Below are 25,748 nucleotides of genomic sequence, written 5' to 3'. Positions count from 1 at the left end.
CCTTTGCAACAATCGCCACCATGTCTTCCCACGGCGAGGTCCACGCCGATGCCGCCCGGGAGCCCTCCCCCTACCTCGAGCTCGACCGCTCCGCGTGGTCCGCGCTCGCCCCGGCGATGGAGTCACCGCTCTCCGCCGACGAGATCCACGCCCTCCGCGGCCTCGGTGACCAGCTGGACCTCCAGGAGGTCGAGGAGGTCTACCTCCCGCTCTCCCGTCTCCTCAGCCTGTACGTCGAGTCCGCGGGCCGGCTCTACCGCCAGCAGGAGGAGTTCCTCCACCAGGTGCAGCCGCCGCGCACGCCGTTCGTCATCGGCCTGGCCGGCTCCGTCGCGGTCGGCAAGTCGACCACTGCGCGCGTGCTCCAGCAGATGCTCGCCCACTGGCCCGAGCACCCGAACGTCGCGCTGGTGACGACCGACGGCTTCCTCTACCCCAACGCCGAGCTCGAGCGCCGCGGCATCCTGCACCGCAAGGGCTTCCCGGAGTCCTACGACCGCCGCGCGCTGCTGCGCTTCGTCGTCGACATCAAGTCGGGCAAGGACGAGGTCGAGGCGCCGATCTACTCCCACCTCACCTACGACGTGGTCCCCGGCGAGAAGGTCGTCGTCAAGCGGCCCGACATCGTCATCATCGAGGGCCTCAACGTCCTCCAGCCGGCGCGCACCCGCGAGGACGGCCGCAGCGGTCTGACCCTGAGCGACTTCTTCGACTTCAGCGTCTACGTCGACGCCGGGCGCGACAAGATCCGCGAGTGGTACGTCAACCGCTTCCTGCGGCTGCGCGAGACCGCCTTCCGCGACCCCGGCTCCTACTTCGCGAAGTACGGCGCGCTGACCCACGACGAGGCGGTCGTCGAGGCGAAGCGGATCTGGGACACCATCAACGGCCCCAACCTGGTCGAGAACATCCTGCCGACCCGCTCCCGGGCCACCCTGGTGCTCCGCAAGGACCGCGACCACTCGGTCCGCTACGTGCGGCTCAGGAAGCTGTAGCCGGCTTCTTCCGGTTGGCCGGGTCCAGCAGCAGGCCGAGGCCGATGCCGAGCATCCAGACGTCCTTGGCGACCGGGTTGCCCTGCTGGGTCGGGCGGATGCTGCCCGGCTGGTGGAGCGCCGGCGTCCGCGCGTAGAGCGCCATCAGGCCACCGGAGAACGCCGTCAGCGCCAGCCCCGCCTTGCGGTTGGACACGAACGGCGCGAGCAGCAGGGCCCCGGTGGCGACCTCCCCCGCCGACAGCAGCTTCATGAACACCGGCGGCTGGATGGCGGCGAGCGGCGGGATCGCCGCAGCAGCCATGCCGTGGACACCGGCGGTCTGCTCGGGCCCGGCCTTCCACTTGCCGAGGCCGGCGTTCAGGACGAAGGCCCCCGTGGCGAGCCGGGTGGGCACGTTGCGCAGGTTCATGACCCCAACGTAGGCACGCGGCCCAAGATCCGGACCGTGGTCCGGAAACCACTCAGTCGCGGAGCACCAGGCTGGTCAGCACCGCGTCGACCTGGGAGGTGGACAGCGCACCGGCGTCGGACACGAGCACCACCCGTACGTCGTCGACGCTCCTCATCGCCACCTCGACCTCGCGCGCGACGCAGGGACCGGTCCCCGTCGTGCGCACGGTCGCGCGTCGCACCAAGCCGGACCTCGATTCGTCGACCTGCACGCCGATCGCGTCGACCCAGTCCTCGAACGGCTGCTCGGTGAAGCCGGCGAAGGCCCGGCTGGACCCGCGCGGCCGGGCCTCGCAGTAGCCGTCGCGGAAGACGGCCGGGCCGCGGACGACGGCCACCGGGTCGCCCTGGGCGTCGTCGTAGTAGATCCGGGTCTGCGCGTCCCGGACGGTCCAGCCGTCCCCGGGCACCTCGAAGGACGCACCGGACGCCGGGTCGTGAACGACCAGCGGCTGAGCAGCAGGGGTGGTCGGGGCGGGCGGGTCCTCGTCCCCGCCGTACGTCGAGATCGCGACCGCCGCGGTCGCCAGGACGGCGAGCACCGCGACCACCCCGAGGGCGATCGCGACGCGGCTGCGAGTCATGGGCAGGTCCTACCCGATGTCGCGCCGCAGAGTCGTGGCTCTCCCCACCGCCGCGAGCACACCCGCGTAGCCGAGCAGCACGAGGAGCGCGGCCCAGCGCGACAGCAGGTCCGAGGACCCGCCGGAGACCGAGCCGATCAGGCTGGCGCCGATCAACCCGTCCGCCGCGGCACCCGGCAGGAACCGGGCGACGGAGTCGGTGACGTCGAAGGCGCCCAGCGCGACCCGGGCGATCGGCTCGACGAACTGGGTGATCGCGAGCAGGACGACGATGGCGGCGACCTGGTTGGGCACGACCGAGCCGAACGCGACGCCGATGACCGTCCACAGCGCGGTGACGACGACGCCCAGCAGGAGCACCTCGATCACGGCCCGGTCGGTGAGGAACGCGCCGTCCCCGCCCCACGCCAGCATCGGCGCACTCGCGGCGACGATGGCCACGGTGCCGACCACGCCGTAGAGAAGCCCCAGGGGGACCGCGATCACCAGCTTCGCGCCGAGGAGGACACTGCGTCGGGGTTCGACCAGCAGCGACGCGGTGATCGTCCGGTAGCGGAACTCCGACGTGACGAGCAGGCTGCCGATGACGAGCGGGAAGACGTAGCCGATCGCGTTGATCAGGCCGTAGACGCTCGCCGCCGCGTCGACCCCGGTGAGCGACAACCCGCCCTCCTGGTCCTCGGGAGCGAACGCGATCGAGAAGGCGAGCGCCCCGCCGACGAACGCCAGGTAGGCGGCGAGACAGAGGAGCAGGATCCACCACAAGCGGGTGCTGACGAGCTTGCGGTACTCCGCGACCAGGGCCGCCTTCACCGAGCCGCCTCCGTCAGCCGGAGGAAGACGTCCTCGAGGTCGCCGCCGCGTGGGGCGAGCTGGTGGAGCTCGATCCCCACGGCGTACGCCGCCGCGCCGATCTCCGCCGTCGAAGCACCCGTCACGAGCAGCCCTGCGCTCTCGGCGCGCGCCGCCCACCCGCGGTCCCGGCACAGCGCCTCGAGCCGCTCCGGCGTCGGCGACTCGACGTACGTCTCGGGTGCGACCAGGGCTCCGAGGTCGGCGAGCGACGACGCGTGGACGAGCCTGCCCCGCGCGATGATCACGACGTCGTCGACGGTGTGCTGGACCTCGGTGAGGACGTGGCTCGAGATCAGGACGGTCCGGCCCTGGTCGGCGAACGAGCGGAGCAGGCCCCGCATCCAGACGATGCCCTCGGGATCGAGTCCGTTGGCCGGCTCGTCGAGGACGATCACCGGTGGGTCCGCGAGCATCGCGGTCGCGAGGCCGAGACGCTGACGCATGCCCATGGAGTAGCCGCCGACCCGGCGGCTCGCCGCATGTCCCAGCCCGACGAACTCGATCAGCTCGCGACAGCGCGACCTGCTCGCGCCCGCTTGCGCGGCGTACACCTCGAGGTGAGCGAGCCCGGTGCGGCCGGGATGGAAGCTGGACGCCTCGAGGGCGGCGCCGACGACCGAGGCCGGCACCGGGTGGTCGCCGTAGAGCCGGTCCCCCACCAGGGCGCGACCCTGCGTCGGCCGGGTGAGACCGAGGAGCATCCGCAACGTCGTGGTCTTGCCGGACCCGTTGGGCCCCAGGAAGCCGGTGACGACGCCTGGACGCACGACGAAGCTCAGGTCGTCGACGGCGCGCACGGCGCCGAAGCTCTTGCCGATGCCCTCGACCGACAGCTCGAGACCCGTCACGAGCCCGACCCTACTGAAGGCGGCGCCTACAGGCTGAGCTGCCGCTTGACCACGTCGGCGAGCCGTTCGGCCACCGCGCGCGCGTCCTCCTGGGTGGCCGCCTCGACCATCACCCGGACCAGCTGCTCGGTGCCCGACGGGCGGAGCAGGATCCGCCCGGTGTCACCGAGGAGCGCCTCCTCCTCGGCCACGGCCGCGGCCAGGACCGCGTCGTCGTCGGCGCGCGCCTTGTCGACGTCGGGGACGTTGACCAGCACCTGCGGGAGCCGGGTCACGACCGAGGCCAGCGACTGCAGGCTCTGCCCGGTCGTCGCCATCCGCTCCAGGACGTGCAGGGCGGTCAGCACCCCGTCACCGGTCGTGGCGTGCTCGCTCATGATCACGTGGCCGGACTGCTCGCCACCGAGGCTGTAGCCGGAGACCTTCATGGCCTCGAGCACGTAGCGGTCGCCGACCTTGGTCTGCCGCACCCCCACGCCCGCGGCGCGCATCGCCTGCACGAACCCGAGGTTGCTCATCACGGTGGCGACCACGGTGTTCTTGACCAGGCGACCGGTCTCGGACATCGCGATCGCGAGGATCGCGAGGATCTGGTCGCCGTCGACCTCGTTGCCCTCGTGGTCGACGGCCAGGACGCGGTCGGCGTCGCCGTCGAGCGCGAACCCGGCGTCGGCGCCGTGCGCGAGGACGGCCGCCTGCAGCGGAGCGAGGTGGGTCGAGCCGCAGCCGTCGTTGATGTTGAGGCCGTCGGGCTCGGCGTTGATCGCGATGACCGTGGCACCGGCGGCACGCAGCGCCTGCGGCCCCGCGTCGTACGCCGCACCGTGGGCGCAGTCGAGCACGACGGTGATGCCGGTCAGCGGTCGCGAGACGGTGCTGACCAGGTGGGCGACGTACTCCTCGACCGGGTTGGCGTACGGCGTGACCGTGCCGACGTCACCGCCCAGCGGGCGCTCCCAGGGCTCGTCGAGGTGCTGCTCGATCTCCCGCTCCACCGCGTCGTCGAGCTTGAGCCCGCCACCGGCCAGGAACTTGATGCCGTTGTCGGGCATCGGGTTGTGCGAGGCGCTGATGACGACGCCGAGATCGGCGCCCAGCGCCTGGGTCATGTAGGCGACCCCGGGCGTGGGCAGCACCCGGAGGCGGAGCACGTCGACGCCGGCGGACGCGAGCCCGGCGACGACGGCGTGCTCGAGGAACTGTCCGGAGATGCGCGTGTCCCGACCCACCACGGCGAGCGGCCGGCCCCGTGTCTCCACGGAGTCCTGGAACTCACCCCGGTCGGCCAGGACACGGGCGGCGGCAACGGAAAGGTCCAGGGCCAGCTCAGCGGTGAGTTCACCGTTGGCCAGGCCCCGGACCCCGTCCGTGCCGAATACGCGAGCCATATGGCTGGCGTTACGCGATCAGCGCTTCGAGAACTGCGGAGCCTTGCGGGCCTTCTTGAGACCGGCCTTCTTGCGCTCGATGACGCGGGCGTCACGCGTGAGCAGCCCGGCCTTCTTGAGCGAGGGGCGGTTGGTCTCGGTGTCGATCGCGTTCAGGCAGCGGGCCACGCCGAGGCGCAGGGCGCCGGCCTGACCGGTGATGCCGCCGCCGTGGATGCGGGCGATGACGTCGAAACGACCCTCGAGCTGGAGGTTCGCGAACGGCTCGTTCACGACCTGCTGGTGCAGCTTGTTCGGGAAGTAGGAGTCGAGCGTCCGGCCGTTGATGGTCCACACGCCGGTGCCCGGAACGATGCGGACGCGGGCGACGGCCTCCTTGCGGCGGCCGGTGGCGGCAGCCGGGGCGATGGTCGCCGGGCGGGCCGGGGTGTCTGCGGTCGGAGCGCTCTCCGAGCTGTAGGCAACGCCCTGCTCGTCGGTCTCGTAGGTCTCCTCGACCTCGGTGGTGTCAGCCACGATGTTCCTCACTGAGAATGTCTCGGTGCACTGGAAAGTGCAGTGCTGTCAGAAGTGGATTACTGGGAGATCTGGGTGATCTCGAAGGGAATGGCCTTCTGGGCCTGGTGCGGGTGGTTGGGCCCGGAGTAGACCTTCAGCTTCTTCAGCATCTGACGGCCGAGTCGGTTCTTGGGGAGCATGCCCCAGACGGCGGTCTCGATGGCCTTGCGGGCGTCCTTCTCGAGGATCTCGCCGATGGGCGTGGCCGAGAGGCCGCCCGGGTAACCCGAGTGGCGGTAGGCCATCTTCGTCGTCTTCTTGGTGCCCGAGAGGGCGACCTTCTCCGCGTTGATGATGATGACGAAGTCACCGGTGTCCATGTGCGGAGCGAAGATCGGCTTGTGCTTGCCGCGGATCAGGTTCGCGGCCTGGACGGCGAGACGGCCGAGGACGATGTCGGTGGCGTCGATGACGAGCCACTCGCGCTGGATGTCGCCCGGCTTGGGGCTGTACGTGCGCACGGAGGAACTTCCTTCGTTCGTAGGGCCCGTGGAACCCTGTGTCCCACGGGTGGTGGAGCGACGCCTTCTGACGAACACTGCCCGGTCTTTCTCCGGGTCTGCCCCCAGATCCCGTGGCGGGGTCTGAGAGCGGCAGGAGACGCGACTGACAAGACTACGGGCCAGCCTCACGACGGGTCAAAACCGCGGAGAAGCCCCTGCTGCATCGCTCACGCAACCGGGTTCCGAGACGCCTCGCACCGTCCCCGGCTGACGCGGGTTCCGGCGCCGACGCTCCTCAACCTCCTCGGCCGACGCTCCCTCCTCGCGGGCTCGGAGTGAACGGTCCTCGGACACCGAGTTCGCATGGCGTGAGTGCGCCGACTAAGTTGAGGGGGTGACTGATTCTCTCACCGTCCGTGACAACCGCACCGGACAGGAGTACGACGTCCCGATCCTCGACGGCGCCATCAAGGCCGCAGATCTGGGCAAGATCAAGGCCGGGGAGGACACGCCGGGCCTGGCGGTCTACGACCCGGGCTTCGTCAACACGGCGTCCTGTCGAAGCTCCGTCACCTACATCGACGGAGACAAGGGCATCCTCGAGTACCGGGGCTACCCCATCGAGCAGCTGGCCGAGAAGTCGAGCTTCCTCGAGGTCGCCTACCTGCTGGTCCACGGCGCCCTGCCCACCAAGGCGGAGTACGACGCGTGGGTCCACGAGATCACCTACCACACGTTCGTCCACGAGAACGTCAAGTCGTTCATGCAGGGCTTCCGCTACGACGCGCACCCCATGGGGATGCTGATGGCGTCGGTAGGAGCCCTCTCGACGTTCTACCCCGACGCCCGCAACATCAGCGACGCCGACAACCGGCACATGCAGATCGTGCGCATGATCGCGAAGATGCCGACGCTCGGCGCCTGGGCCTTCCGCCACGCGCAGGGCAAGCCGTACGTCTACCCGGACAACGACCTCGGCTACACCGCCAACTTCCTCTCCATGCTCTTCAAGATGAGCGAGTCGAAGTTCGAGGCGGACGAGCGCCTGGTCAAGGCCCTCGACGTGCTCTTCATCCTCCACGCCGACCACGAGCAGAACTGCTCGACCAACGCGGTCCGCTCCGTCGGCTCCTCGCAGGTCGACCCCTACTCCGCGGTCGCCGCGGGCGTCGGCGCCCTCTACGGCCCGCTGCACGGCGGCGCCAACGAGGCGGTGCTGCGGATGCTGCGGCGCATCGGCTCGAAGGAGAACATCCCGGCGTTCATCGCGGGCGTGAAGGACGGCAACGAGAAGCTCATGGGCTTCGGCCACCGGGTCTACAAGAACTTCGACCCGCGCGCGACGATCATCAAGAAGGCCTGCGACGACGTCTTCGAGGTCACCGGGGTCAACCCGCTCCTCGAGATCGCCAAGGAGCTCGAGAAGATCGCCCTCGAGGACGAGTACTTCATCAAGCGCAAGCTCTACCCGAACGTCGACTTCTACTCCGGCCTGATCTACGAGGCCTTCCAGTTCCCGCCGGAGATGTTCACGGTCCTGTTCGCGATCGGCCGCACCCCGGGCTGGCTGGCCCAGTGGTCCGAGCTGGTCCAGGACAAGGAGCAGAAGATCGCTCGTCCGAAGCAGATCTACACCGGCGACCGGACGCTGGACTTCGTTCCGGCCTCGGAGCGCTGGGCGTGAGCGAAGCTCACCCCGAGCATCAGAAGACGACCCCGGACGCTCCGTCCGGGGTCGTCTTCGATTTGGGCAACGTCCTGATCGACTGGGACCCGTCCGCCGCGATCGCGGCGGGCGTGGGGGCGGACGAGGCACGCCGCTTCCTGGCCGCCGACGACTTCGACTTCATGGCCTACAACCACGGGCCCGACTCGGGCGGCTCGTGGCGCGACGCCGAGGACGAGGTACGCCGTACCCACCCGCACTGGGCCGAGCACGCGCTGGCCTACCGCGCGAACTTCGCCGCCTCCCTGGTCGGCGAGGTGCCCGGGACCGTCGCCATCGTCCGGGACCTGCACGCCGCGGGGATCCCGCTCTACGGGCTGACGAACTGGTCCGACGAGCTCTACCCGCACGCGCCGGCGATGTTCGACTTCCTGTCGCTGCTCGACGACGTGGTCGTGTCCGGCACGGTCAAGGCCGCCAAGCCCGACGCCCGCGCCTACGAGATCGTCGCCGAGCGCTCGGGCATCCCGCTCGACCGGCTCGCGTTCGTCGACGACCGGCAGACCAACGTCGACGCCGCGGCGGCGCTCGGCATGGACGCGCTCCTCTTCACGGGAGCGGCCGCGCTGCGCAGCGAGCTGCGCAGACGCGGCCTCCCGGTCTGAGTTCTGCCGCTCAGTGCTGCAGGGCGACCGTCTTCGTCGTCGCCCTGCCGCGGCTCGGGTCGACGGTCACCGAGACCTCGTGGAGCCCACCGACCTTGCGCTTGCCGGCTGCGGTGAGCTGCAACGAGGCGGACGACGTCCTGCCCGCCTTCAGGGCCATGGTGCCCTTGGCCAGCACCGTGCCGCCGGACCTCACCGTGACGGCACCCTTGCCGGGCATCGACGACGCGACGCGCATCCTCAGCGCCGAGGCGGAGAGGTGGACGCTGGCGGGCGAGGCCGTCACCGAACCCGGCTGGACCGCGACGGTCGCGGTCGCCGAGTTGTTGCCGGAGTTGGCGTCGGTCGACGTCGAGCTCACGGTGGCCGTGTTGACCACGGACACCGGGTCGGTCGTGCCCATCCCGGTCCCGACCCGGTCGCCGAGGCAGAACAGGTCGATCGTGGCGTTCTTGGCGGTTCCGGTCTGGTTGGAGAGACGGAAGTCGCGCTCCTTGATCTGCGGCTCGTTGCCCCAGCTCAGCACACCCGGCGGAAGCTCGAAGGTGCCCACGACGCCCTTGGCGTCGTCCGGGCAGGTGACCCGGAACATGTTGCCCTCGAGGAAGGTGTTGCCGGGCACGCTCACCGTGGTGACGACGTGCGTGAAGCGGAGCTGGTGCGTGTGACCGTCGACCGCGCTGGTGGTGGTCGAGAGGCAGCGGACGCTGGCCGTCACGGTCACCGGCGAGGCGGCGTCGAAGGTGAGCGTCCAGGTGCGGGCGGTGTAGTCCCCCTCGGAGCCGGCCAGGACGGCCGAGGCCGACGAGAGGTCGTAGCCGGGGACGATCGGCACCGTGCCCGGACGGCAGGTCAGGGTCACGTCGGACCGACCGGCCGGCAGCGACACGGTCGTGCTGACAGCAGCGGTGTCGGCGAGCAGGTTGTGCCGGTGACCGTTGGCGCCGCCCTCGGTCCTGCCGGGCAGGCAGACGATGAACGCCTTGGCCTGGGCCTGGCCGGTCGTGTCGTTGCGGATCACGCCCTTCCAGGTCTGCACGTCGGTGCTCTGCGAGCTCAGCACCTTGACGTCGGCGGCCGAGCCCGTGCCCTGGTCGACGTGGATGACCTCGAAGTTGCCGTCGCTCAGGATGTCGCCCGGGTTGCACGCCAGGGTGACGCTCGACTGCTGGTGGGCCTGCAGGGTGACGTAGCTCTCCGGGTGGTACGGCGTCATCCAGTGGTCGCCGCCCGGGTCCACGACCGAGCCGGCGCCGGCGATCGGGTTGGCGGTCACCGTCACCGTGACCGATGAGGTCGCGTTCGGCGCCAGGGTGCCGACCGAGCAGCTCACGACACCGGCCGCGAAGGTGCACGGCGAGGTCGACGACACGTAGGTGACGCCGGCGGGCAGCGTGTCCGTGATGACGACCCCGGTCGCGTCGGCGTTGCCGACGTTCTTCGCGGTCAGCGTGTAGGTGAAGGTGTCACCACCGTGCGGCGTGGCCGTCGACGCGGACTTGGTGATGGTCACGTCCGAGGTGCCGGGCGTCGACGGAGGCGTCGGCACGCAGGCCTGGCTCGGGAAGTTGTTGAGGTGGGTCTCGAAGTTGGACGTGAAGTTCTGCGCGATGATCTGGCCGATCGTGTGACCCGCCGACGCGATGTTGACCGATGCGCCCGGCGCCAGGATCGTGCCGGGGAACGCGGACCCGTAGCTCACCGTCACCGAGGTCGCGCTGGGGAAGTTCCAGACCAGACCGGCGTACGCACCCTTGATGTTGCCGTCGGCAGCCTGGTTCCAGCTGGAACCGCTGCCCAGCCAGGCCTGGCCGCCGATGGTCGGGGTGGCGCCCGGGACGTTGATGATGATCGTCGAGCCGGCGGGGACGTCGAGGCCGAGGTGCTTCCCGGAGGCGAGGTCGGAGGCCTGGCCCGAGGTCAGGTTGAAGACATTCAGCGACGAGCTCGACCCGGTGAGGATCAGGGCCGCGTTGCCGCCGGTGACACCGGTCGTGACCGTCCCGGTGGACGGGGCGGCGCCCCACGCAGTCGACAGCGCGCTGAGCTGGGTGAAGGCGGTCCCGAAGTCGATCGGGTTGCTCGCCAGGTAGTGGCCGCCCCCGTTGAAGTTCACGTTGTTCTGCGGGTTGAGGTAGGCGCTGCCGTGCTGCAGGTTGTAGCTGCCGTGCGATCCGACGACCACGAGCGCGGGATCACCGCTGGCGGTAGTGCCCATCGGGTTGACCGTCATGCTGCTGGCGCTGTGGTTGCCGCCGTAGGCGATGGTCCCCTCGGACTCCGCACCGCGGGTGCCGTTGCCCTGGACGAACTCGGTCCAGCCCGTGGCCGCACCGAAGGCGTTGGAGGCCAGGACACCGCTCGTGCAGGTGGGCGTGGCGTCGGCGCGACCGTCGACCGGCGCGACCACGGCGACGAGTCCGGCAGCGGCCAGGACGCCGGCCAGGACAGAGAATCGGAATGTGTTGGACGTGCGCAAACGCGCAGCATTTCCCCCCACGACGGTACCCCCCAGGTTGAGTCGTTACCGGACACGATGGCACGGCTCACCCGGGAGGGTGGGATCAACCTCGAAATTTTGCCCAGGTGGACTGGACCCCGGTCGAGGCGCACCTGTTGCCGCGGCGGCGACGACGGGTCAGCTGGTGCGCTCGAGGCGCCGTACGTCGGGCGAGAGCAACGAGAGCAGTGCGGATCCGCCCATGATCACGCCGACGACGACCAGCCAGGTGTCGAAGCCGACCAGCTCCGCGATCGGCCCGGTCAGGGCGAGACCGAGCGGTCGGGCGACGAACGAGCCGACCAGGTCGAAGGAGTAGACCCGCGCCAGCTTGTCGTCGGGGATGTTCTGCTGGATCGAGGTCTCCCACTGGACGCTGAAGATCTGGAGCCCGAGCCCGTGCAGGAACCCCCCGACCAGGATCGGCGCGAGGTGGTCGCTGAACGCGATCGCGAGCGGGAAGCAGGCGGTCAGCGCGAGGAGCGCGGTGCCGACGAAGAGCCCTCGACGGGGCTTCCACCTCAGGCAGATCAGCCCACCGACCACGAACCCGGCCATCAGCGTGCCGAGGGCGACGCCCCAGGCGGCTCGGCCGAACTCGTCGCCGACGACGATCGGCCCGAGCACGCTCTGCGTGCCGCCGTAGAAGCAGTGGTAGAGCAGCGCCTGCCCGATCAGCAGCCAGAGCCAGGTGTGGCGCATCACCTCGCGGAAGCCCTCGCCGATGTCGGCGAGCATCGAGGGGCGGGCGCCCTCCGGTCGGGTGTGCGGCACCCGGAGCCGGGAGTAGCAGTACGCCGCGATCGCGAAGGTCGCCGCGTCGACCGACACCGCCCAGCCCGAGCCGATCGTCGCGACGAGGATGCCGCCGAGGGTGAACCCGATGACGGCCGTGCTCGTCTGCAGGAGGGCGCGGAGCGCGACGGCGGAGCCGAGTGCCTCGGGCGGCACGGTCAGCCGGGTCATCGCGGACGCGGACGGGCTGCTCAGCGCGCCGAGGCAGCCGGTGAGCGCACCGAGGCCGGCGAGGACCGGGATCGTAGCCCAGCCGTTGATGAGCAGGACCGCGACGGTCGCCTGGGTCACCACGCAGGCCATGGCGGAGCCCTGCATCATCAGCTGACGGGCGATCCGGTCGCCGAGCACGCCGCCGAAGAGCAGCGTGACCACCTCGGCCAGCGAGAACGCGGCGACGACCAGGCCGAGCTCGGAGGCGTCGCCACCCAGGTCGAGGACGGCGAACGCGAGGGCGATCGGCGTGATCGCGTTGCCGAGGCTGTTGGTGGCCGTGCCGGCCACGAGGTAGCGGAACTCGCGGAACCGGAGCGGTCCGAGGCGGTCGCTCCCGCGCGCGGTGTCCACGGTCGTCACCCCGCCATTTAATTCGCTGACGAACTATTCGTCAAAGTACGAAACCCTACGATGACGCCATGCCGGACGAGGTGAGGCAGGACGCCGTGGACGAGGACGACTGGGCCGACCGCCACGTCGCTCGCTGGCGCGACCACTGGGTCGACGTGCCGTTCGAGGACGACGTCGAGGCGATCGTGGTCCGGATCGGCCGGTTGATGCGCCACTTCCGCGCGACGACCCAGCTTGCGCTCGCCGAGGTCGGGCTCCAGGACTTCGAGTACGAGACGCTCCATCACCTGATGGTCCGCGACACGCCCGGACACGCGAGCCCGTCCGCCCTCGCCGCCGACCTCGGCATCAGCGGGGCAGGCATGACCGGCCGGCTCGACGCCCTCGAGAAGGCCGGCTGGATCCAGCGCCGGGCCTCGGTCGACGACCGCCGCCGGGTCGACATCGAGCTGACCAAAGCGGGCGCCGAGATCTGGCGCCGTGCGATCCAGCTGCGCGGCAAGGCGGAGCACGAGGTCGTGCACGCCCTCGACCCGGACGAACGTGCCACGCTCGCTGGGCTGCTGCGGAAGATGACGCTCGTCGTCGAGCAGGGCTCCTAGGCTCCGAGGTTTCTTCTAGGGAGCCCAGCCGGATCTCAGGATGGTCACAGGCACGGCGGCCACAGTGGAGGACATGAACGACGAGACCGCGCCTCTCCCGGGTCCGCAGCAGCCCCAGCAGCCGCAGAACCCCTACTTCTCCTCTGCGGCTCCCCTGGGACCGCCCCCGGAGGGTCCCCCGGCGTTCGGCGCGACGATGACGGCGCCGCTGCCCGTCCAGCGTCGCCCCCGCCGGGCCGGTCTCGCCGTCGCTGTCGTCGCCACCGCGCTGGTGGTGGGCGGCGCGGCGGGTGTCGGCGGCGCTGCCGCTTGGAGCGCGCTCGACGACGGCAACGGATCGAGCGCCGGCAGCTCCGCCACCCCGTCGACCTCACAGGTCGTCGACACCCCCAACTCCCCGGCCCCCGACGGCTCGGTCGAGGCCGTGGCGGCCAAGGTGCTTCCCTCCGTCGTGAAGATCGACGTCTCCGGCTCGCAGGGCGCCGGTTCGGGTTCGGGCATCATCCTCAGCTCCGACGGCGAGATCCTCACCAACAACCACGTCGCCGAGATCGCCGGCGACGGCGGCTCGATGAGCGTCTCGTTCAACGACGGCACGTCCGCCAAGGCGACCATCGTCGGCACCGACCCGCTGACCGACACCGCGGTGATCAAGGCCGAGGGCGTCTCCGGTCTCACCCCGGCGACGATCGGCAAGTCCGGTGACCTGAAGGTCGGCCAGAGCGTCGTCGCGATCGGCTCGCCGTTCGGCCTCGACTCGACCGTCACCAGCGGCATCGTGAGCGCGCTCAACCGCCCGGTGGACGTCGGCAGCGACGGCCAGGGCAACAGCACGACGTACCCCGCCATCCAGACCGACGCCGCCATCAACCCCGGCAACAGCGGTGGCGCGCTGGTCGACCTGGCCGGCAACGTCGTGGGCATCAACGCCTCGATCCGCACGGCCAGCTCCACCGAGGGCGAGGCCGGCTCGATCGGCCTGGGCTTCGCCATCCCGATGGACGAGGTCATGCCGATCGTCGACGAGATGGTCAAGGGCGAGACCCCGACCCACGCCCGCCTGGGCATCTCGGTCTCCCCGGTCGCCGACCAGTCCTCCGGTGCGCTCGTGAGCGAGGGCGCCGAGATCCAGGAGGTCAACGCGGGCTCGACCGCCGAGCAGGCCGGCCTGGCCAAGGGCGACATCATCACCAAGGTCGACGACCAGCTGATCAGCGACGCCGACTCGCTGGTCGCGACCATCCGCTCCTACCGACCGGGCGACAAGGTCACCGTGACCTACACGCACGACGGCGACAGCAAGACCACCGAGCTCACGCTCGACTCGGACGCGAACGCGTCCAACTCCTGACTCCCTTCAACCCGAGATCGAGGGGAGGGACGGCTGCTTCGGCGGCCGTAGGGGCCCCACCGGCGAACAGGTCCGTCTCCCGTCAGCCGGTGGGGCCCATTCTCACGTCCGCTTCTGGAACTCACCCAGGCGGGCGACAGGGACGAAGCCGAGCCGGTCGTTGACGCCGACCATGTGGCTGTTGATCTCGGCGTTGTAGGTCACGACCCGGTCCGGGCCGGGACCCTCGGCCAGGAGCAGCTTCAGGTTGGCGACCTTGACCGCCATCCCGAGCCGGTGGCCGCGGGCGTCGCGCTGCACGAGCGTGCCCCACTGGTACGCCGTCCCCGGATCGTGCGTCGACACCGCGATGTCGGTGTAGGCGACCACCGCGCCCGCCGCGTCGAGCGCGACGGTGTTGAACTTGGTCCGGCCCTGGAGCACCGAGTTGGCCTCGCTCTCCCGCATCGCCGCCACGTCCGGCGCCGCGGGATCCCGGTCCAGCTCGCCGGTCGGCGCCTCGGTCACGAGGCTCGCGTCGAGCAGTGCCCAGCCCTGCGCGAGCTCGTCGGGAACCCGCCCGACGAACGACCGCAGCTCGAACGCCCCGTGGTGCGGGGCGGCCTCGGCCGCGAGCTCGTCGAGCAGCGCCCCGGCAACCGGCATCGGCAGCGATCGCTTCACGTCGGAGAGCCCGAGTGCGTAGCCGCGCGCGCGGAGGAACGCGGCACCCGCCGCACCGTGGCCGTCCGCCCCGACGTCGTACGCCCAGGACGCCTCGGCGTCGAACAGGGTGCGCCCCCGCGCAGCCGCCTCCTGCTCGAGCCGGGCGAGCATCGCGGAGCCGTGCCCACGTCGCTGGTGGGCGGGCAGCACGTGGACGTCGACGTGGGCACTGTCGAGGTTGTCGAGCAGCGGTGTCCACACGAAGCCGGCCGCGACCGTCTCCCCGTCGACCGTGCCGACGAAGGCGCCGTTCCACCGACGGGTCGCCTCCTCGCGGACGATCTCGCGGTACTCCTCGCGCATCCACGGCGACGCGATCTCACCCAGCGGGGCGAGCGAGCCTGCGTAGACGTCGTAGTAGGCGTCGAACGCGGCGTCGTCGCGGGCGTCGAGCGGCTCGATCCGCAGGCCGCTCATCGCGCGCGCTCGACCCGGCCCTCGTCCCACACCGGACCGTCGGACTCGTAGACCTCGCCGTCCGCGCCGTAGACGAGGAAGCGGTCGAAGCCGCGGGCGAACCAGCGGTCGTGGGTGACTGCGAGGACGGTGCCGTCGAACGCGGCGAGACCCTCCTCGAGCGCCTCGGCCGACTGGACGTCGAGGTTGTCGGTGGGCTCGTCGAGCAGCAGCAGCGTCGCGCCGGAGAGCTCGAGCAGGAGGATCTGGAAGCGCGCCTGCTGGCCACCGCTCAGCGACTCGAACTTCTGCTCGCCGGCGTGCGCGAGCTCGTAGCGGTCGAGAACGCGCGCGGCCTGCTCGCGGCCCATGCCGGAGCGCCCGTTGGGCGAGCCGTCGCCGCGGTGCAGGATCTCGAGCAGCGTCCTGCCGATCAGCTCGGGGTGCTCGTGGGTCTGCACGAACCAGCCGGGGCGCACCCGCGCACCGAGCTTGGCATTGCCGCGGTGGGCGACCGGCTTGATCACGACGTCACCGACCGGCCGGTGCTCGACGTCGGGGTCGCTGCCGCCGATCGCGAGCAGGCGGAGGAAGTGGGACTTCCCGGAGCCGTTGGAGCCCAGAACGGCCACCCGCTCGCCGTACCAGACCTCGAGGTCGAAGGGCTTCATCAGCCCGGTCAGCTCGAGGTCCTCGCAGACGACGGCGCGCTTGCCGGTGCGGCCGCCCTGGAGGCGCATCGTCACCTGCTGCTCGCGCGGCTGCTCGGTCGGCGGACCGGCCTCCTCGAACTTGCGCAGCCGGGTCTGGGCGGCGCGGTACTGCGACGCCATGCCGTCGTTGTACTCGGACTTGATCTTGTAGTGCAGCACCAGCTGCTTGAGCTTGGCGTGCTCCTCGTCCCAGCGCTTGCGCAGCTCCTCGAAGCGCAGGAACCGGTCGCGGCGCGCCTCGTGGTACGACGCGAAGCCACCCGGATGCGTCCAGACCGTGTTGCCGGCGTGGCCGAGCTCGACGGTGACGACCCGGGTTGCGGTGTTGTTGAGCAGCTCGCGGTCGTGGCTGATCATCAGGATCGTCTTGTCGGACTCGCGCACCCGGCCCTCGAGCCAGATCTTGCCGGGGACGTCGAGGTAGTTGTCGGGCTCGTCGAGGAGCAGCACCTCGTCCGGGCCGCGGAGCAGGAACTCGAGCACCAGCCGCTTCTGCTCCCCACCCGACAGGGTGCCGAGGGTGCGGTACTTCGCCCGGTCGTAAGGGAGGGAGAGGGCGGCCATCGTGCAGACGTCCCAGGTGACCTCGACGTCGTAGCCGCCCGCGTCGGCGAACTCCGAGAGCGCGTGGGCGTAGGCCATCTGCGTCTTCTCGTCCTCGGTCTCCATCAGCGCCAGCTCGAGCCGGTCTACCTCGGCGGCCGCCTCCCGGATCCGCGGCGGCGAGACGCTGAGCAGCAGGTCGGAGACCGTGGGGTCGTCACCGAGCGCGGCGCCGACGTTCTGCCGCATCACGCCGAGCCCGCCGGAGCGGGTCACCGCCCCGCCGTGCGGCACCAGGTCACCGGTGATGATCCGCAGCAGGGTCGTCTTGCCCGCGCCGTTGGCGCCGACGAGCGCGACCTTGGCGCCCTCTCCCACCCGGAACGACACGTCGTCCAGCAGCACTCTTCCGTCGGGGAGCTCATAGCGGACCCCGGCCACGTCTACGTGTCCCACGTCGGAGCATTCTCCACCCTCAGGGGGCGAGCAAGCACCCGGTTTTACCGCGCGACAGGTGCGACTGGGCATACCTTGCGGCTGTGACCGACCCCACTCGCCGCCGCGCCACCGTCCTGGGACTCGCGCTGGCCACCGCCCTGACCATCAGCTTCTGCCCCGCTGCCGACGCCACCGTCGTGTCGACCCACGGCGACACGGTGCCCGAGGTGACCGACCTCGGGCCGACCAGCTTCAGCGAGCCCGGGCCGTACGCCGTCGGCGAGAGCACCCTCAAGCTCAAGACGAACAAGGCGCCGGTCGAGGTGTGGTTCCCCGCGACGCCGGAGTCGGTCGAGGGCAAGCCCGAGGCGTCGTACGACATGGTCAGCTGGATGCCGGAGTGGGTGCAGAAGAAGCTGCCGGCCGGCTTCTCCCTCACCTACCCGAGCGGCGGGGTCCGGGGCGTCCCGGTCGCCGACGGCACGTTCCCGCTCGTGGTCTTCAGCCACGGGTACGCCGGCTTCCGCGACCAGTCGTCGTTCCTGACCGCGTGGCTCGCGTCGTGGGGCTTCGTCGTGGCCGCGCCCGACCAGCACAGCCGCGACATCACCACGGTCCTCAACCTCAACACCCCGCCGCCCGGCAAGAAGACGACCGACGTCGGCGACATGCGCGCGACGATCACCCTGATGCGCACGCAGAACGTCACGAACGGGACCCGCTTCAAGGGGCACGTCGACATGACGAAGGTCGCCGCGGTCGGACACTCGGCCGGCGCTGCCGCCGTCGAGGCGCTGGCCGCGGTCGACTCACGCGTCGACACCTTCGTCAGCATGGCCGGCGCCTCGGTCGGCGCGTTCGGTGAGGGCAAGGGCGGCGCGTTCTCCAAGCTGCCGAAGGTCCCCGGGATGATCATGGCCGCGACCGACGACGGCGTCGTGGACAGCTCCAGCCTCGTCACGGCCTACGGGAAGCTCAAGAAGCCGAAGCGGTTCGTCGCGGTCGGCGGCGGTCACCACGCGTTCAGCGACATCTGCGAGATCGGCGCCGGACAGGGTGGCCTCGTCGCCGTGGCCGAGCTCATCGGCATCCCCGTCTCCGACAAGCTCAAGGCGCTGGCCGCGGACGGGTGCGCCCCGCCGGCGCTGCCGCCGACCGAGGCCTGGCCCGCGATCCGGCAGGCCGTCGTGGCGCAGCTGCGGCACGTCTTCGGCTTCGACACCACCACGGCCGGGCTCGACGGACTCGTCGAGGCGTTCCCGGGCGTCGTGTCGGACAGCGAGAGCGTCGGCTAGGAAAGACGCCCTAGTCCCTGAGCGGACCCCGTGGCGAGCCGAGCGCGTCGAGCAGCTCGGCCGTCACGGCCCGGTCGACCGACCGTCCGCGGTCATCGACGGTGAGCACGCCGTGGTCACCGCAGACGCTGTTGTAGACCCAGAACGCGACCTGGTCGGGCGTCGACACGAGGTAGAACTCGCGGTCGTCGCCGTCCTGGTCGTCCGCGCACCTGCGGAACTGGCTCTTCTCGACGACCGGCGCGGTCTTCACCGCCTTGCGGACCTCGCGGGACTCACGAGCACTCAGCTCGCGACCGTCCGCCAGCACGTCGGCCGCCCTGTCCTGCGGGTCGCCCGCCGCCACGAACCGGCACACCCGCAGCCGCCCGCCGTCGTCACCGTCGAGCGCGAAGTCGGTGTTGGCGTAGACACCGGGCGGGCACCCGTCCACCAACGAGGGCAACGCGGATCCCGGGTCGGAGTCCGATCCGGAGCCCGAGCACCCTGCGCCGAGCGCGACCACGGCCACCAGGACCCCCGACTGCCTCCACATCGACCTCACGCAGAGTAGGACGCGGCCGGTCCCGATCGCGTTCCTCAGGTGAGCCTGCGCACACCGAGGTTTGGACATACTCACTTATGTCCATCGTCTTGCTCGTGAATCACTTTCTCCCAAGGCGCGCCGCCCTTCTCGTGCTCTCCACGGTCGCGACGCTCCTGGCTGTCCTGGCCGGCACTGCGGTCCGGGGCGACGCGACCCAGCCGCGCGGGGAGCTGCCCATCAACCGGTACGCCGGACCGGTCGGCACCGCGACCATGCACGGCGACGCGGGATCGTCCGACACGACGCCGTATGCCGGCCCCGGCGCGGACGTCGACCCGGCGATGACCGTCCCGCTCGGTGGCGTCTGCCCGACCATCCTCGCCGGCGCCGACGTGATGCCGCAGGCCCTCTGCACCGGCTACCTCGACCGCGCCCCGACCGTGCACCTGCTCGACCCGGACACCTCGCTCCCGGTCGCCAGCCTGACCCTCGAGAAGGGCAGCCTCCTCGGGGGCGTCTACGCCTACGTCGATCACCGCGACCGCCTGGTCACCGTGGACGGATCCGGGGCGATCCTGCTGATCGCCCACGACCAGGAGGGCCCGGGCGGGACGTGGCGGCTGTTCGTGCAGCGCCGGATCCCGGTCACGGCCACGATCACCACGCTCGCCCCGGGCTACGACGGCCGGATCTGGTTCGGCACCGCTCACGGCCGCGCCGGCTACGCCGACCCTCGCACCAAGGCGGTGCACAGCATCGCGCTCGGCACCCGGCCCGAGATCGTGGCCAACAGCATCTCGACCTCACCCGACGGCACCTCGGTGGTGACCGACCGCGCGACGTACCTCCTCCGCGCCGGGCACGGCGGGGGTGTGCAGGTCGAGTGGCGGCGCGGCTACGACCGCGGCCCGGCGCGCAAGCCCGGCCAGCTCAGCCGCGGCAGCGGCGCGACGCCGACGTTCTTCGGACCGGAGACCGGCCACGAGTACGTCGCGATCACCGACAACGCCCGCCCCCGGGAGCACCTGATCGTCTACCGCACGCACAGCGGACGCACCGTGTGCTCGACGCCGATCTTCGGCGCCGACAACAGCGGCACCGAGAACTCGCCGATCGGCTGGCGCAACCAGGTGTACGTCGCGAGCACCTACGGCTACCCCTACCCCGCGACGCCCGACGGTGCCGGCGACGCCGATCCCGCGACGGCCGACTTCGTCGGCGGGATGGAGCGGTTCCAGGTCAGCGACGGCCACTGCCGGCTCGTGTGGTCGAAGCCGATCAGCTCGGCCGCCGTACCCCGGCTGTCGACCGGTGAGGGCGTCATCTACACCGTCACCCGCTCCGCCGGCCTGGCCTACCAGCTGGCGCGGATCTCGCCGCGGTCGGGAAAGGTCCTCAGCGAGACGCCGCTCGGCATCGGACCGACCGCGGACACCCTCCAGATGGTGGGCACGATCCTGCCCGACGGGACCCTGCTGCAGGGCAGTCTCAGCGGCCTCTCGGTGGTCCGCCCGTCGAGCTGATGAGAGGCCTCCTAAACTCTCCCGCATGACGCGGGGTGCTGAGGAGACCGAGACCCAGGTCGCCAGCACCCACCGCCCGATCCCCTACCCCCGGACCCGGCGCAAGGTGCGCGTGGTCTCGATGGTCGTCTTCGCCCTCGCGCTGCTGACCTGGTCGCACGTGCTCGGGATCCCGAACGACACGATCCAGGTCTTCCTGTGGCTCTGGGTCGGGACGATCGCGTGGAACGTCGAGGCGCGCCCGGCGTACCACCTGAACTTCCTCAAGGACTGGTCGCTCCCCCTGGTGGGCCTGGTCATCTACTTCTACAGCCGCGGCCTGACCGACAACCTCGGCATGCCGGTGCACTTCACGATGCCGATCGACTTCGACACCTGGGTCGGGCGCGGCGAGGTCCCGACCGAGCGGCTCCAGCACGCGCTGTGCGGCAACCCGTGCGACAAGACGTCCGACCCGCGCTGGTACGACCTCTACTTCACCACCGTCTACGCCACCCACTTCCTCGCCGGTCTGACGATCGCCGCGGTGCTGTGGGTGCGCAGCCGCCCGGAGTGGGTGAAGTGGATGCGGCGCTACCTGGTGATCAACTTCGGCGCGCTGGCGATCTACATCGTCTACCCGATGGCTCCGCCGTGGATGGCCTCCGAGGAGGGCTACCTCCACGCCACGATCCCCCGGATCACCGCTCGGGGCTGGTCCGACATCGGGCTCGGCCGCATCGACCTGATCCTGCACGGGGTCGGCAACCCGGTCGCCGCGATGCCGTCGCTGCACGCCGGCATCACCTTCCTGATCGCGATCTACGGCATCCAACGGCTGCGTACGCCGTGGCGGTGGCTGCTCGTGCTCTACCCGCTCTCGATGTGCACGGCGCTGATCTACAACGGCGAGCACTACCTCATCGACGTGCTCGCGGGTGGCCTGCTGGCCGCGGTCGTGCTGGTGGGCTGCCAGCTCTGGGAGAACAGCCGCGACCCGATCAGCTCTCCGTCGACTTCGCCCAGAGGTTGATGCCCGCCTCGACCGCGTGGTCGTCGATGGCGCTGAGCTCGTCGTCGGTCAGGGCAGGGAACGCCAGGGCGTCGAGGTTGGTGTCGAGCTGCTCGACACTGGACGCGCCGATCAGCGCGGACGTGACCCGCGGGTCGCGGACCGACCACTGGAGGGCCAGCTGGGCGAGCTTCTGGCCACGTTCCTGCGCGATCGCGTTGAGCTGCCGGACGTGGCGCAGCTTCGACTCCTCGAGGTGGTTCTCGCCCAGGCTCGAGCCGTCGCGCGCCGCGCGGGAGTCGTCGGGCACGCCGTCGAGGTAGCGGTCGGTGAGCAGGCCCTGCGCGAGCGGCGAGAAGACGATGCAGCCCATCCCCTGCTCCTCGAGCTCGTCGAGCAGGTCCTCCTCGATCCAGCGGTTGAGCATGGAGTACGACGGCTGGTGGATCAGCAGCGGTGTCCCGAGCTCGCGCGCGATCGACGCGGCTTCCTGGGTCCTCGCGGCGGAGTAGGACGAGATCCCGACGTACAACGCCTTGCCCTGACGCACCGCGTGGTCGAGCGCCATCATCGTCTCCTCGACCGGGGTCTCCGGGTCGAAGCGGTGGCTGTAGAAGATGTCGACGTAGTCGAGACCCATCCGCGTGAGCGACTGGTCGAGCGAGGCGAGGACGTACTTCCGCGAGCCGCCGCCCTGGCCGTAGGGGCCGGGCCACATGTCGTAGCCGGCCTTGCTCGAGATGATCAGCTCGTCGCGGTAGGGCGCGAAGTCGTCCTTGAGGTAGCGGCCGAAGTTCTCCTCGGCCCGGCCGTACGGCGGGCCGTAGTTGTTGGCGAGGTCGAAGTGCGTCACGCCGCGGTCGAAGGCCCGGCGCAGGATCGCGCGCTGGTTGTCCTCGGGGCGGTCGTCGCCGAAGTTCTGCCACAGGCCCAGCGAGATCTCCGGCAGCTGCAGCCCGCTGCGCCCGGTGAACCGGTAGCCCATCCCGGTGGCGTCGGTGTCGTAACGGTTCTCGGCTGCTTCGTAGCTCATGGGGCGATCCTGCCAGCGGCCGGGTAGTCACGGACGTTCTGGGGGTCGGGAGCGTTCCCAGACCCACCCCAACGTCCGTGACTACCCCGCCACCCCGACCATCCGGAGCGCCAGCAGCCGGTAGTGGGTGGCGACCTGCTGGGGGGTCCACCGACCTTCGTCGCGGAACCAGCGGGCGACGTCGATGCCCAGCGACAGCAGGGCGAGCGTGGTCATGTGCGGGTCCGGGGTGTCGAAGACGCCGTCCGCGACACCGCGCTCCACGACGTCGCGCACGACCACGTCGATGTCGTGCCGGATGGTGACTATCTCGGCGAGGTGCTCCTCGCTGAGGGCCGCGAGCTCGTAGTTGATGACCCGGGCGCCGGTGTGGACCAGCGCGTGGTCGCGCACGAAGTCCTCGACCACGTCCCCGAGCTGGGTGACCGGGTCGCTCGACCGCGCGACCGAGGCGCGCACCAGGTCGAGGACGCGCAGGTGGCCGGCCCGGGCGAGCTCGAAGAGCAGCTCCTCCTTGGAGCGGTGGTGCACGTAGAGGGCCGCCGGGCTCATGCCGGCGGCGATCGAGATGTCGCGGGTGGTCGTCCCGTGGAAGCCCTTGGCCCCGAACGCCTCGACGGCGGCGCGGGCCAGCCGGGTCCGGGCGTCGAGAGCGGGGCTGGACTCGGTCACGAGAGGCATGGTAAGCAAGCGCTTAGTCAAACGGCAAGGAGCGAGAAGCGTGCAAGGACTCGACGGCAAGGTCGCCATCGTCACCGGAGCCAGTCGCGGGATCGGCCTGGGCATCGCCCAGCGGCTCGTCGACGAAGGCGTGAAGGTCTGCCTCACGGCCCGCAAGCCCGAGGCGCTGGAGGAGGCGGTCGCGGCCCTCGGCGCAGACAACGCGATCGCGGTCGCGGGCAAGGCGGACGACCCGGAGCACCGCGCGGACGCCGTACGCCGCACCATCGAGACCTTCGGCAGCCTCGACCTGCTGGTCAACAACGCCGGCATCAACCCGGTCGCCGGGCCGCTCGTCGAGATCGACCTCGGCGCCGCCCGCAAGATCGTCGAGGTCAACGCGCTCGGCGCCCTCGCCTGGGTGCAGGAGGCCCACCGGGCCTGGATGGCCGAGCACGGCGGCGCGATCGTCAACATCTCCTCGTTGTCCGGCCTCAAGCCCGCGCCAGGCATCGCGATGTACGGCGCCTCCAAGGCGATGATGATCAGCCTCACCGAGTCGCTCGCGGTCGAGCTCGGCCCGGGCATCCGGGTCAACGCGGTCGCCCCGGCGGTCGTGAAGACGCAGTTCGCGAGCCTGCTCTACGAAGGCCGCGAGGCCGAGGTCTCGGCGGCCTACCCGCTCAAGCGGCTCGGCGTCCCCGAGGACGTCGCCGGCTCGGTCGCCTTCCTGCTCTCCGACGACGCAGGCTGGTTGACCGGCCAGACGATCACGCTCGACGGTGGCGTGGCCCTGGCGGGCGGTCACTGATGGGCCAGCTGGACGGCAAGGGCGTCGTCGTCACCGGGGCCGGCCGCGGCATCGGCCGCGCGCTCGCGACCCGTGCGGCCGCCGAGGGCGGACGCGTGGTCGTCAACGACCTGGACGCCGACAACGCCCGGGCCGTCGCCGCCGAGATCGGCGGTACGGCGGTCCCGGGCGACGCAGCCTCCCCCGAGGGCGTCGCGGCCCTCGTCGAGGAAGCCACCGCCACCCTCGGCCGGGTCGACGTCTACTTCGCCAACGCCGGCATCGACGGAGCCGGCGGCGCCCACAGCCTCCAGGCCTCCGACGAGGTGTGGGAGCGGGTGCTGGACGTCAACGTGATGGCCCACATCCGCGCCGCCCGCGAGCTCGTCCCGCGCTGGCTCGAGGACGGCCAGGGCGGCCGCTTCGTCGTCACCGCCTCGGCGGCCGGCCTGCTCACGATGATCGGCAGCGCGCCCTACTCCGTCACCAAGCACGCCGCCGTCGGCTTCGCCGAGTGGCTCTCGGTGACGTACGGCGCCCGGGGGGTCGACGTGCACGCGATCTGCCCGCAGGGCGTCCGCACCCAGATGCTCGAGGAGGCGGGCGGGCTCCAGTCGCTGCTGTCGCGCGACAGCGCGCTCGAGCCCGAGCAGGTCGCCGACGCGGTCATGACCGCGATCGCGGAGGGTCGCTTCCTGGTCCTCCCCCACCCCGAGGTCGCGGGCTACTACGTCGCCCGCGCCACCGACACCGACCGCTGGCTGGGCGGCATGCGCCGGCTCCAGCAGAAGGTCGACGAGAGCGGAGCACTCAGTTGAATCAAGGGGAGATGACCGAAGAGACCCCCGGCCTCGACCTGACCGCCTTCCGGACCTGGTACGACGCCCAGCGGCCCGGCGAGATCGCCGGTGACCTGCGCGCCACGGTGATCGCGGGCGGCCGGTCCAACCTGACCTACGAAGTCACCGACGGCAGCTCGTGGTGGATCGTGCGCCGGCCACCGCTCGGCCACGTGCAGGCGACCGCGCACGACATGGGTCGTGAGTACACCGCGATCAGCGCGCTCGGTGACACCGACGTGCCCGTGCCCACGGCGTACGCCCACTGCACCGACGCCGACGTGCTGGGCGCGCCGTTCTACGTGATGGAGCGGATCCTCGGCACGGCCTACCGCTCCCGCACCCAGCTCGAGCCGCTCGGCCCCGAGCGCACCGCCACCATCGCCGGCCGGATGATCGACGTGCTCGCGACGCTGCACGCCGTCGACCCCGCGGCGGTCGGGCTCGGCGAGTTCGGCCGGCCGGCCGGCTTCCTGGAGCGCCAGGTGCGTCGGTGGGGCAAGCAGCTCGAGGGCTCGAAGACCCGGGAGCACCCGGACGCCGAGGAGCTGCACCGGCTGCTCACCGCGCGGGTGCCCGCCGACGACCCGTCGGTCGTCGGGATCGTGCACGGCGACTACCGCCTCGACAACCTGCTCACCGGCGACGACGACCAGATCAAGGCCGTCGTCGACTGGGAGATGGCGACCCTCGGTGACACCCGCACCGACGTCGCCCTGCTGCTGGTCTACGACCGGCTCGCCTCCCTGCCGGGCAGCGGCCTGGTCTCCGACGTCAGCACCGCGCCCGGCTACCCGGACACCGCCACCCAGCTCGCGAGGTACGCCGCGGCGAGCGGTCGCGACCTCGGCGACATGGGGTTCCACCTCGGGCTCGCCTACTTCAAGCTCGCGGTGATCCTCGAGGGCATCAACTTCCGCTTCCTGCAGGGCCAGACCGTCGGCGAGGGCTTCGACCAGATCGGCGCCGGTTTCGACCCGTTGATCGCGGCCGGCCTCGACGCACTACAGAAGGACTGAGAGACAC

25 protein-coding genes are annotated in these 25,748 nt (G+C 70.8%); 11 read left to right on the top strand and 14 right to left on the bottom strand.

All coding sequences use genetic code 11. The features are described from left to right. Nucleotides 1-20 precede the first annotated feature (20 nt). Nucleotides 21-995 (top strand): type I pantothenate kinase, encoded by a 975-nt coding sequence (gene coaA / locus ABLE68_RS12280; RefSeq protein WP_348871654.1) that lies wholly within the window; start codon nt 21-23, stop codon nt 993-995. On the opposite strand, the gene ABLE68_RS12275 is transcribed toward coaA, so the two are convergent. From ABLE68_RS12275 to rplM, 7 genes are read right to left on the bottom strand one after another with little or no spacing between them, the layout of a single operon-like run. Beyond that, nucleotides 982-1,407, bottom strand: a complete 426-nt coding sequence (locus tag ABLE68_RS12275; RefSeq protein ID WP_348871653.1) for a hypothetical protein — start codon at nt 1,405-1,407, stop codon at nt 982-984. The genes coaA and ABLE68_RS12275 overlap by 14 nt on opposite strands. Nucleotides 1,408-1,459: 52 nt before the next feature. Beyond that, nucleotides 1,460-2,032, bottom strand: coding sequence for a DUF8017 domain-containing protein (locus ABLE68_RS12270; RefSeq protein WP_348871650.1), 573 nt, complete (start codon nt 2,030-2,032; stop codon nt 1,460-1,462). A 9-nt stretch (nt 2,033-2,041) separates the two neighbouring features. Beyond that, a complete protein-coding gene (locus ABLE68_RS12265) occupies nt 2,042-2,845 on the bottom strand; it encodes an ABC transporter permease (RefSeq protein ID WP_348871649.1) in 804 nt (267 codons plus the stop codon). Next, nucleotides 2,842-3,735, bottom strand: a complete 894-nt coding sequence (locus tag ABLE68_RS12260; RefSeq protein ID WP_348871648.1) for an ATP-binding cassette domain-containing protein — start codon at nt 3,733-3,735, stop codon at nt 2,842-2,844. The genes ABLE68_RS12265 and ABLE68_RS12260 overlap by 4 nt, the downstream gene beginning before the upstream one ends. Nucleotides 3,736-3,761: 26 nt before the next feature. After that, nucleotides 3,762-5,123: a phosphoglucosamine mutase gene (gene glmM / locus ABLE68_RS12255; RefSeq protein WP_348871646.1), complete on the bottom strand. Its 1,362-nt coding sequence runs from the start codon at nt 5,121-5,123 to the stop codon at nt 3,762-3,764. Nucleotides 5,124-5,141: 18 nt separating this feature from the next. Continuing rightward, on the bottom strand, nt 5,142-5,639 hold the full coding sequence (gene rpsI, locus ABLE68_RS12250) for a 30S ribosomal protein S9 (protein ID WP_348871645.1): 498 nt from the start codon (nt 5,637-5,639) through the stop codon (nt 5,142-5,144). Between the two features lie 59 nt (nt 5,640-5,698). Then, nucleotides 5,699-6,142, bottom strand: a complete 444-nt coding sequence (rplM, locus tag ABLE68_RS12245; protein WP_348871643.1) for a 50S ribosomal protein L13 — start codon at nt 6,140-6,142, stop codon at nt 5,699-5,701. Nucleotides 6,143-6,518: 376 nt separating this feature from the next. Between rplM and ABLE68_RS12240 the strand changes: the two genes are divergently transcribed. Both ABLE68_RS12240 and ABLE68_RS12235 read left to right on the top strand, forming a co-directional pair. Continuing rightward, nucleotides 6,519-7,808 (top strand): citrate synthase, encoded by a 1,290-nt coding sequence (locus tag ABLE68_RS12240; RefSeq protein WP_348871642.1) that lies wholly within the window; start codon nt 6,519-6,521, stop codon nt 7,806-7,808. After that, on the top strand, nt 7,805-8,455 hold the full coding sequence (locus tag ABLE68_RS12235; RefSeq protein WP_348871641.1) for an HAD family hydrolase: 651 nt from the start codon (nt 7,805-7,807) through the stop codon (nt 8,453-8,455). Before ABLE68_RS12240 ends, ABLE68_RS12235 begins: the two co-directional genes overlap by 4 nt. Before the next feature lie 10 nt (nt 8,456-8,465). Here ABLE68_RS12235 and ABLE68_RS12230 read toward each other — a convergent pair whose 3' ends face one another. Together ABLE68_RS12230 and ABLE68_RS12225 are read right to left on the bottom strand one after the other, a co-directional pair. Beyond that, a complete protein-coding gene (locus ABLE68_RS12230) occupies nt 8,466-10,934 on the bottom strand; it encodes a choice-of-anchor A family protein (protein ID WP_348871640.1) in 2,469 nt (822 codons plus the stop codon). 159 nt (nt 10,935-11,093) lie between these two features. After that, nucleotides 11,094-12,326 carry an MFS transporter gene (locus tag ABLE68_RS12225; RefSeq protein ID WP_348871638.1) on the bottom strand — a complete coding sequence of 411 codons (1,233 nt, stop codon included), beginning with the start codon at nt 12,324-12,326 and terminating at the stop codon, nt 11,094-11,096. Between the two features lie 59 nt (nt 12,327-12,385). On the opposite strand from ABLE68_RS12225, the gene ABLE68_RS12220 reads away from it, so the two are divergent. Together ABLE68_RS12220 and ABLE68_RS12215 are read left to right on the top strand one after the other, a co-directional pair. Next, on the top strand, nt 12,386-12,919 hold the full coding sequence (locus ABLE68_RS12220; protein ID WP_348871637.1) for a MarR family winged helix-turn-helix transcriptional regulator: 534 nt from the start codon (nt 12,386-12,388) through the stop codon (nt 12,917-12,919). A 73-nt stretch (nt 12,920-12,992) separates the two neighbouring features. Continuing rightward, the gene (locus tag ABLE68_RS12215; RefSeq protein WP_348871636.1) at nt 12,993-14,270 is read left to right on the top strand and encodes a S1C family serine protease; all 1,278 of its coding nucleotides are present in this window, start codon (nt 12,993-12,995) and stop codon (nt 14,268-14,270) included. 102 nt (nt 14,271-14,372) lie between these two features. Here ABLE68_RS12215 and ABLE68_RS12210 read toward each other — a convergent pair whose 3' ends face one another. Both ABLE68_RS12210 and ABLE68_RS12205 read right to left on the bottom strand, forming a co-directional pair. Next, nucleotides 14,373-15,392 carry a GNAT family N-acetyltransferase gene (locus tag ABLE68_RS12210; protein ID WP_348871635.1) on the bottom strand — a complete coding sequence of 340 codons (1,020 nt, stop codon included), beginning with the start codon at nt 15,390-15,392 and terminating at the stop codon, nt 14,373-14,375. Continuing rightward, nucleotides 15,389-17,083 carry an ABC-F family ATP-binding cassette domain-containing protein gene (locus tag ABLE68_RS12205; protein WP_348871634.1) on the bottom strand — a complete coding sequence of 565 codons (1,695 nt, stop codon included), beginning with the start codon at nt 17,081-17,083 and terminating at the stop codon, nt 15,389-15,391. Before ABLE68_RS12205 ends, ABLE68_RS12210 begins: the two co-directional genes overlap by 4 nt. Before the next feature lie 83 nt (nt 17,084-17,166). Here ABLE68_RS12205 and ABLE68_RS12200 point away from each other — a divergent pair, with 83 nt between their 5' ends. Continuing rightward, the gene (locus ABLE68_RS12200; protein ID WP_348871631.1) at nt 17,167-18,360 is read left to right on the top strand and encodes an alpha/beta hydrolase family protein; all 1,194 of its coding nucleotides are present in this window, start codon (nt 17,167-17,169) and stop codon (nt 18,358-18,360) included. Between the two features lie 10 nt (nt 18,361-18,370). Here the strand turns inward: ABLE68_RS12200 and ABLE68_RS12195 are convergent, their stop codons facing one another. After that, on the bottom strand, nt 18,371-18,895 hold the full coding sequence (locus ABLE68_RS12195) for a hypothetical protein (RefSeq protein WP_348871630.1): 525 nt from the start codon (nt 18,893-18,895) through the stop codon (nt 18,371-18,373). A gap of 104 nt (nt 18,896-18,999) precedes the next feature. On the opposite strand from ABLE68_RS12195, the gene ABLE68_RS12190 reads away from it, so the two are divergent. After that, nucleotides 19,000-20,409, top strand: a complete 1,410-nt coding sequence (locus ABLE68_RS12190; protein ID WP_348871629.1) for a hypothetical protein — start codon at nt 19,000-19,002, stop codon at nt 20,407-20,409. Nucleotides 20,410-20,434: 25 nt separating this feature from the next. Beyond that, on the top strand, nt 20,435-21,421 hold the full coding sequence (locus tag ABLE68_RS12185; RefSeq protein WP_348871627.1) for a phosphatase PAP2 family protein: 987 nt from the start codon (nt 20,435-20,437) through the stop codon (nt 21,419-21,421). Here ABLE68_RS12185 and mgrA read toward each other — a convergent pair. Further along, a complete protein-coding gene (gene mgrA / locus ABLE68_RS12180; RefSeq protein WP_348871626.1) occupies nt 21,390-22,433 on the bottom strand; it encodes an L-glyceraldehyde 3-phosphate reductase in 1,044 nt (347 codons plus the stop codon). The two genes, ABLE68_RS12185 and mgrA, sit on opposite strands and share 32 nt — an antisense overlap. An 81-nt stretch (nt 22,434-22,514) precedes the next feature. Then, nucleotides 22,515-23,114, bottom strand: coding sequence for a TetR/AcrR family transcriptional regulator (locus ABLE68_RS12175; RefSeq protein WP_348873266.1), 600 nt, complete (start codon nt 23,112-23,114; stop codon nt 22,515-22,517). 40 nt (nt 23,115-23,154) lie between these two features. Here ABLE68_RS12175 and ABLE68_RS12170 point away from each other — a divergent pair, with 40 nt between their 5' ends. Genes ABLE68_RS12170 through ABLE68_RS12160 form a run of 3 tightly spaced genes read left to right on the top strand, consistent with a single transcriptional unit; the run spans nt 23,155 to nt 25,741 of the window. Continuing rightward, nucleotides 23,155-23,904, top strand: a complete 750-nt coding sequence (locus ABLE68_RS12170) for an SDR family oxidoreductase (protein ID WP_348871624.1) — start codon at nt 23,155-23,157, stop codon at nt 23,902-23,904. Beyond that, on the top strand, nt 23,904-24,701 hold the full coding sequence (locus ABLE68_RS12165) for an SDR family oxidoreductase (protein WP_348871623.1): 798 nt from the start codon (nt 23,904-23,906) through the stop codon (nt 24,699-24,701). Before ABLE68_RS12170 ends, ABLE68_RS12165 begins: the two co-directional genes overlap by 1 nt. 11 nt (nt 24,702-24,712) lie before the next feature. Then, nucleotides 24,713-25,741, top strand: a complete 1,029-nt coding sequence (locus ABLE68_RS12160; protein WP_348871622.1) for a phosphotransferase family protein — start codon at nt 24,713-24,715, stop codon at nt 25,739-25,741. Nucleotides 25,742-25,748: the final 7 nt, after the last annotated feature.

The sequence above is a fragment of the Nocardioides pollutisoli genome, assembly GCF_040045055.1.
GTDB classification, from domain to species: Bacteria; Actinomycetota; Actinomycetes; order Propionibacteriales; family Nocardioidaceae; genus Nocardioides; species Nocardioides tweenelious.
This window is presented reverse-complemented; position numbering and strand designations above follow the sequence as displayed.

Coding starts and splice junctions, on each gene's coding strand:
- ABLE68_RS12275 (WP_348871653.1), bottom strand. CDS start 1,407: ATGAACCTGCGCAACGTGCCCACCCGGCTCGCCACGGGGGCCTTCGTC.
- coaA (WP_348871654.1), top strand. CDS start 21: ATGTCTTCCCACGGCGAGGTCCACGCCGATGCCGCCCGGGAGCCCTCC.
- mgrA (WP_348871626.1), bottom strand. CDS start 22,433: ATGAGCTACGAAGCAGCCGAGAACCGTTACGACACCGACGCCACCGGG.
- glmM (WP_348871646.1), bottom strand. CDS start 5,123: ATGGCTCGCGTATTCGGCACGGACGGGGTCCGGGGCCTGGCCAACGGT.
- ABLE68_RS12185 (WP_348871627.1), top strand. CDS start 20,435: ATGACGCGGGGTGCTGAGGAGACCGAGACCCAGGTCGCCAGCACCCAC.
- ABLE68_RS12220 (WP_348871637.1), top strand. CDS start 12,386: ATGCCGGACGAGGTGAGGCAGGACGCCGTGGACGAGGACGACTGGGCC.
- ABLE68_RS12215 (WP_348871636.1), top strand. CDS start 12,993: ATGAACGACGAGACCGCGCCTCTCCCGGGTCCGCAGCAGCCCCAGCAG.
- ABLE68_RS12270 (WP_348871650.1), bottom strand. CDS start 2,032: ATGACTCGCAGCCGCGTCGCGATCGCCCTCGGGGTGGTCGCGGTGCTC.
- ABLE68_RS12175 (WP_348873266.1), bottom strand. CDS start 23,114: ATGCCTCTCGTGACCGAGTCCAGCCCCGCTCTCGACGCCCGGACCCGG.
- ABLE68_RS12195 (WP_348871630.1), bottom strand. CDS start 18,895: ATGTGGAGGCAGTCGGGGGTCCTGGTGGCCGTGGTCGCGCTCGGCGCA.
- ABLE68_RS12210 (WP_348871635.1), bottom strand. CDS start 15,392: ATGAGCGGCCTGCGGATCGAGCCGCTCGACGCCCGCGACGACGCCGCG.
- ABLE68_RS12165 (WP_348871623.1), top strand. CDS start 23,904: ATGGGCCAGCTGGACGGCAAGGGCGTCGTCGTCACCGGGGCCGGCCGC.
- ABLE68_RS12160 (WP_348871622.1), top strand. CDS start 24,713: ATGACCGAAGAGACCCCCGGCCTCGACCTGACCGCCTTCCGGACCTGG.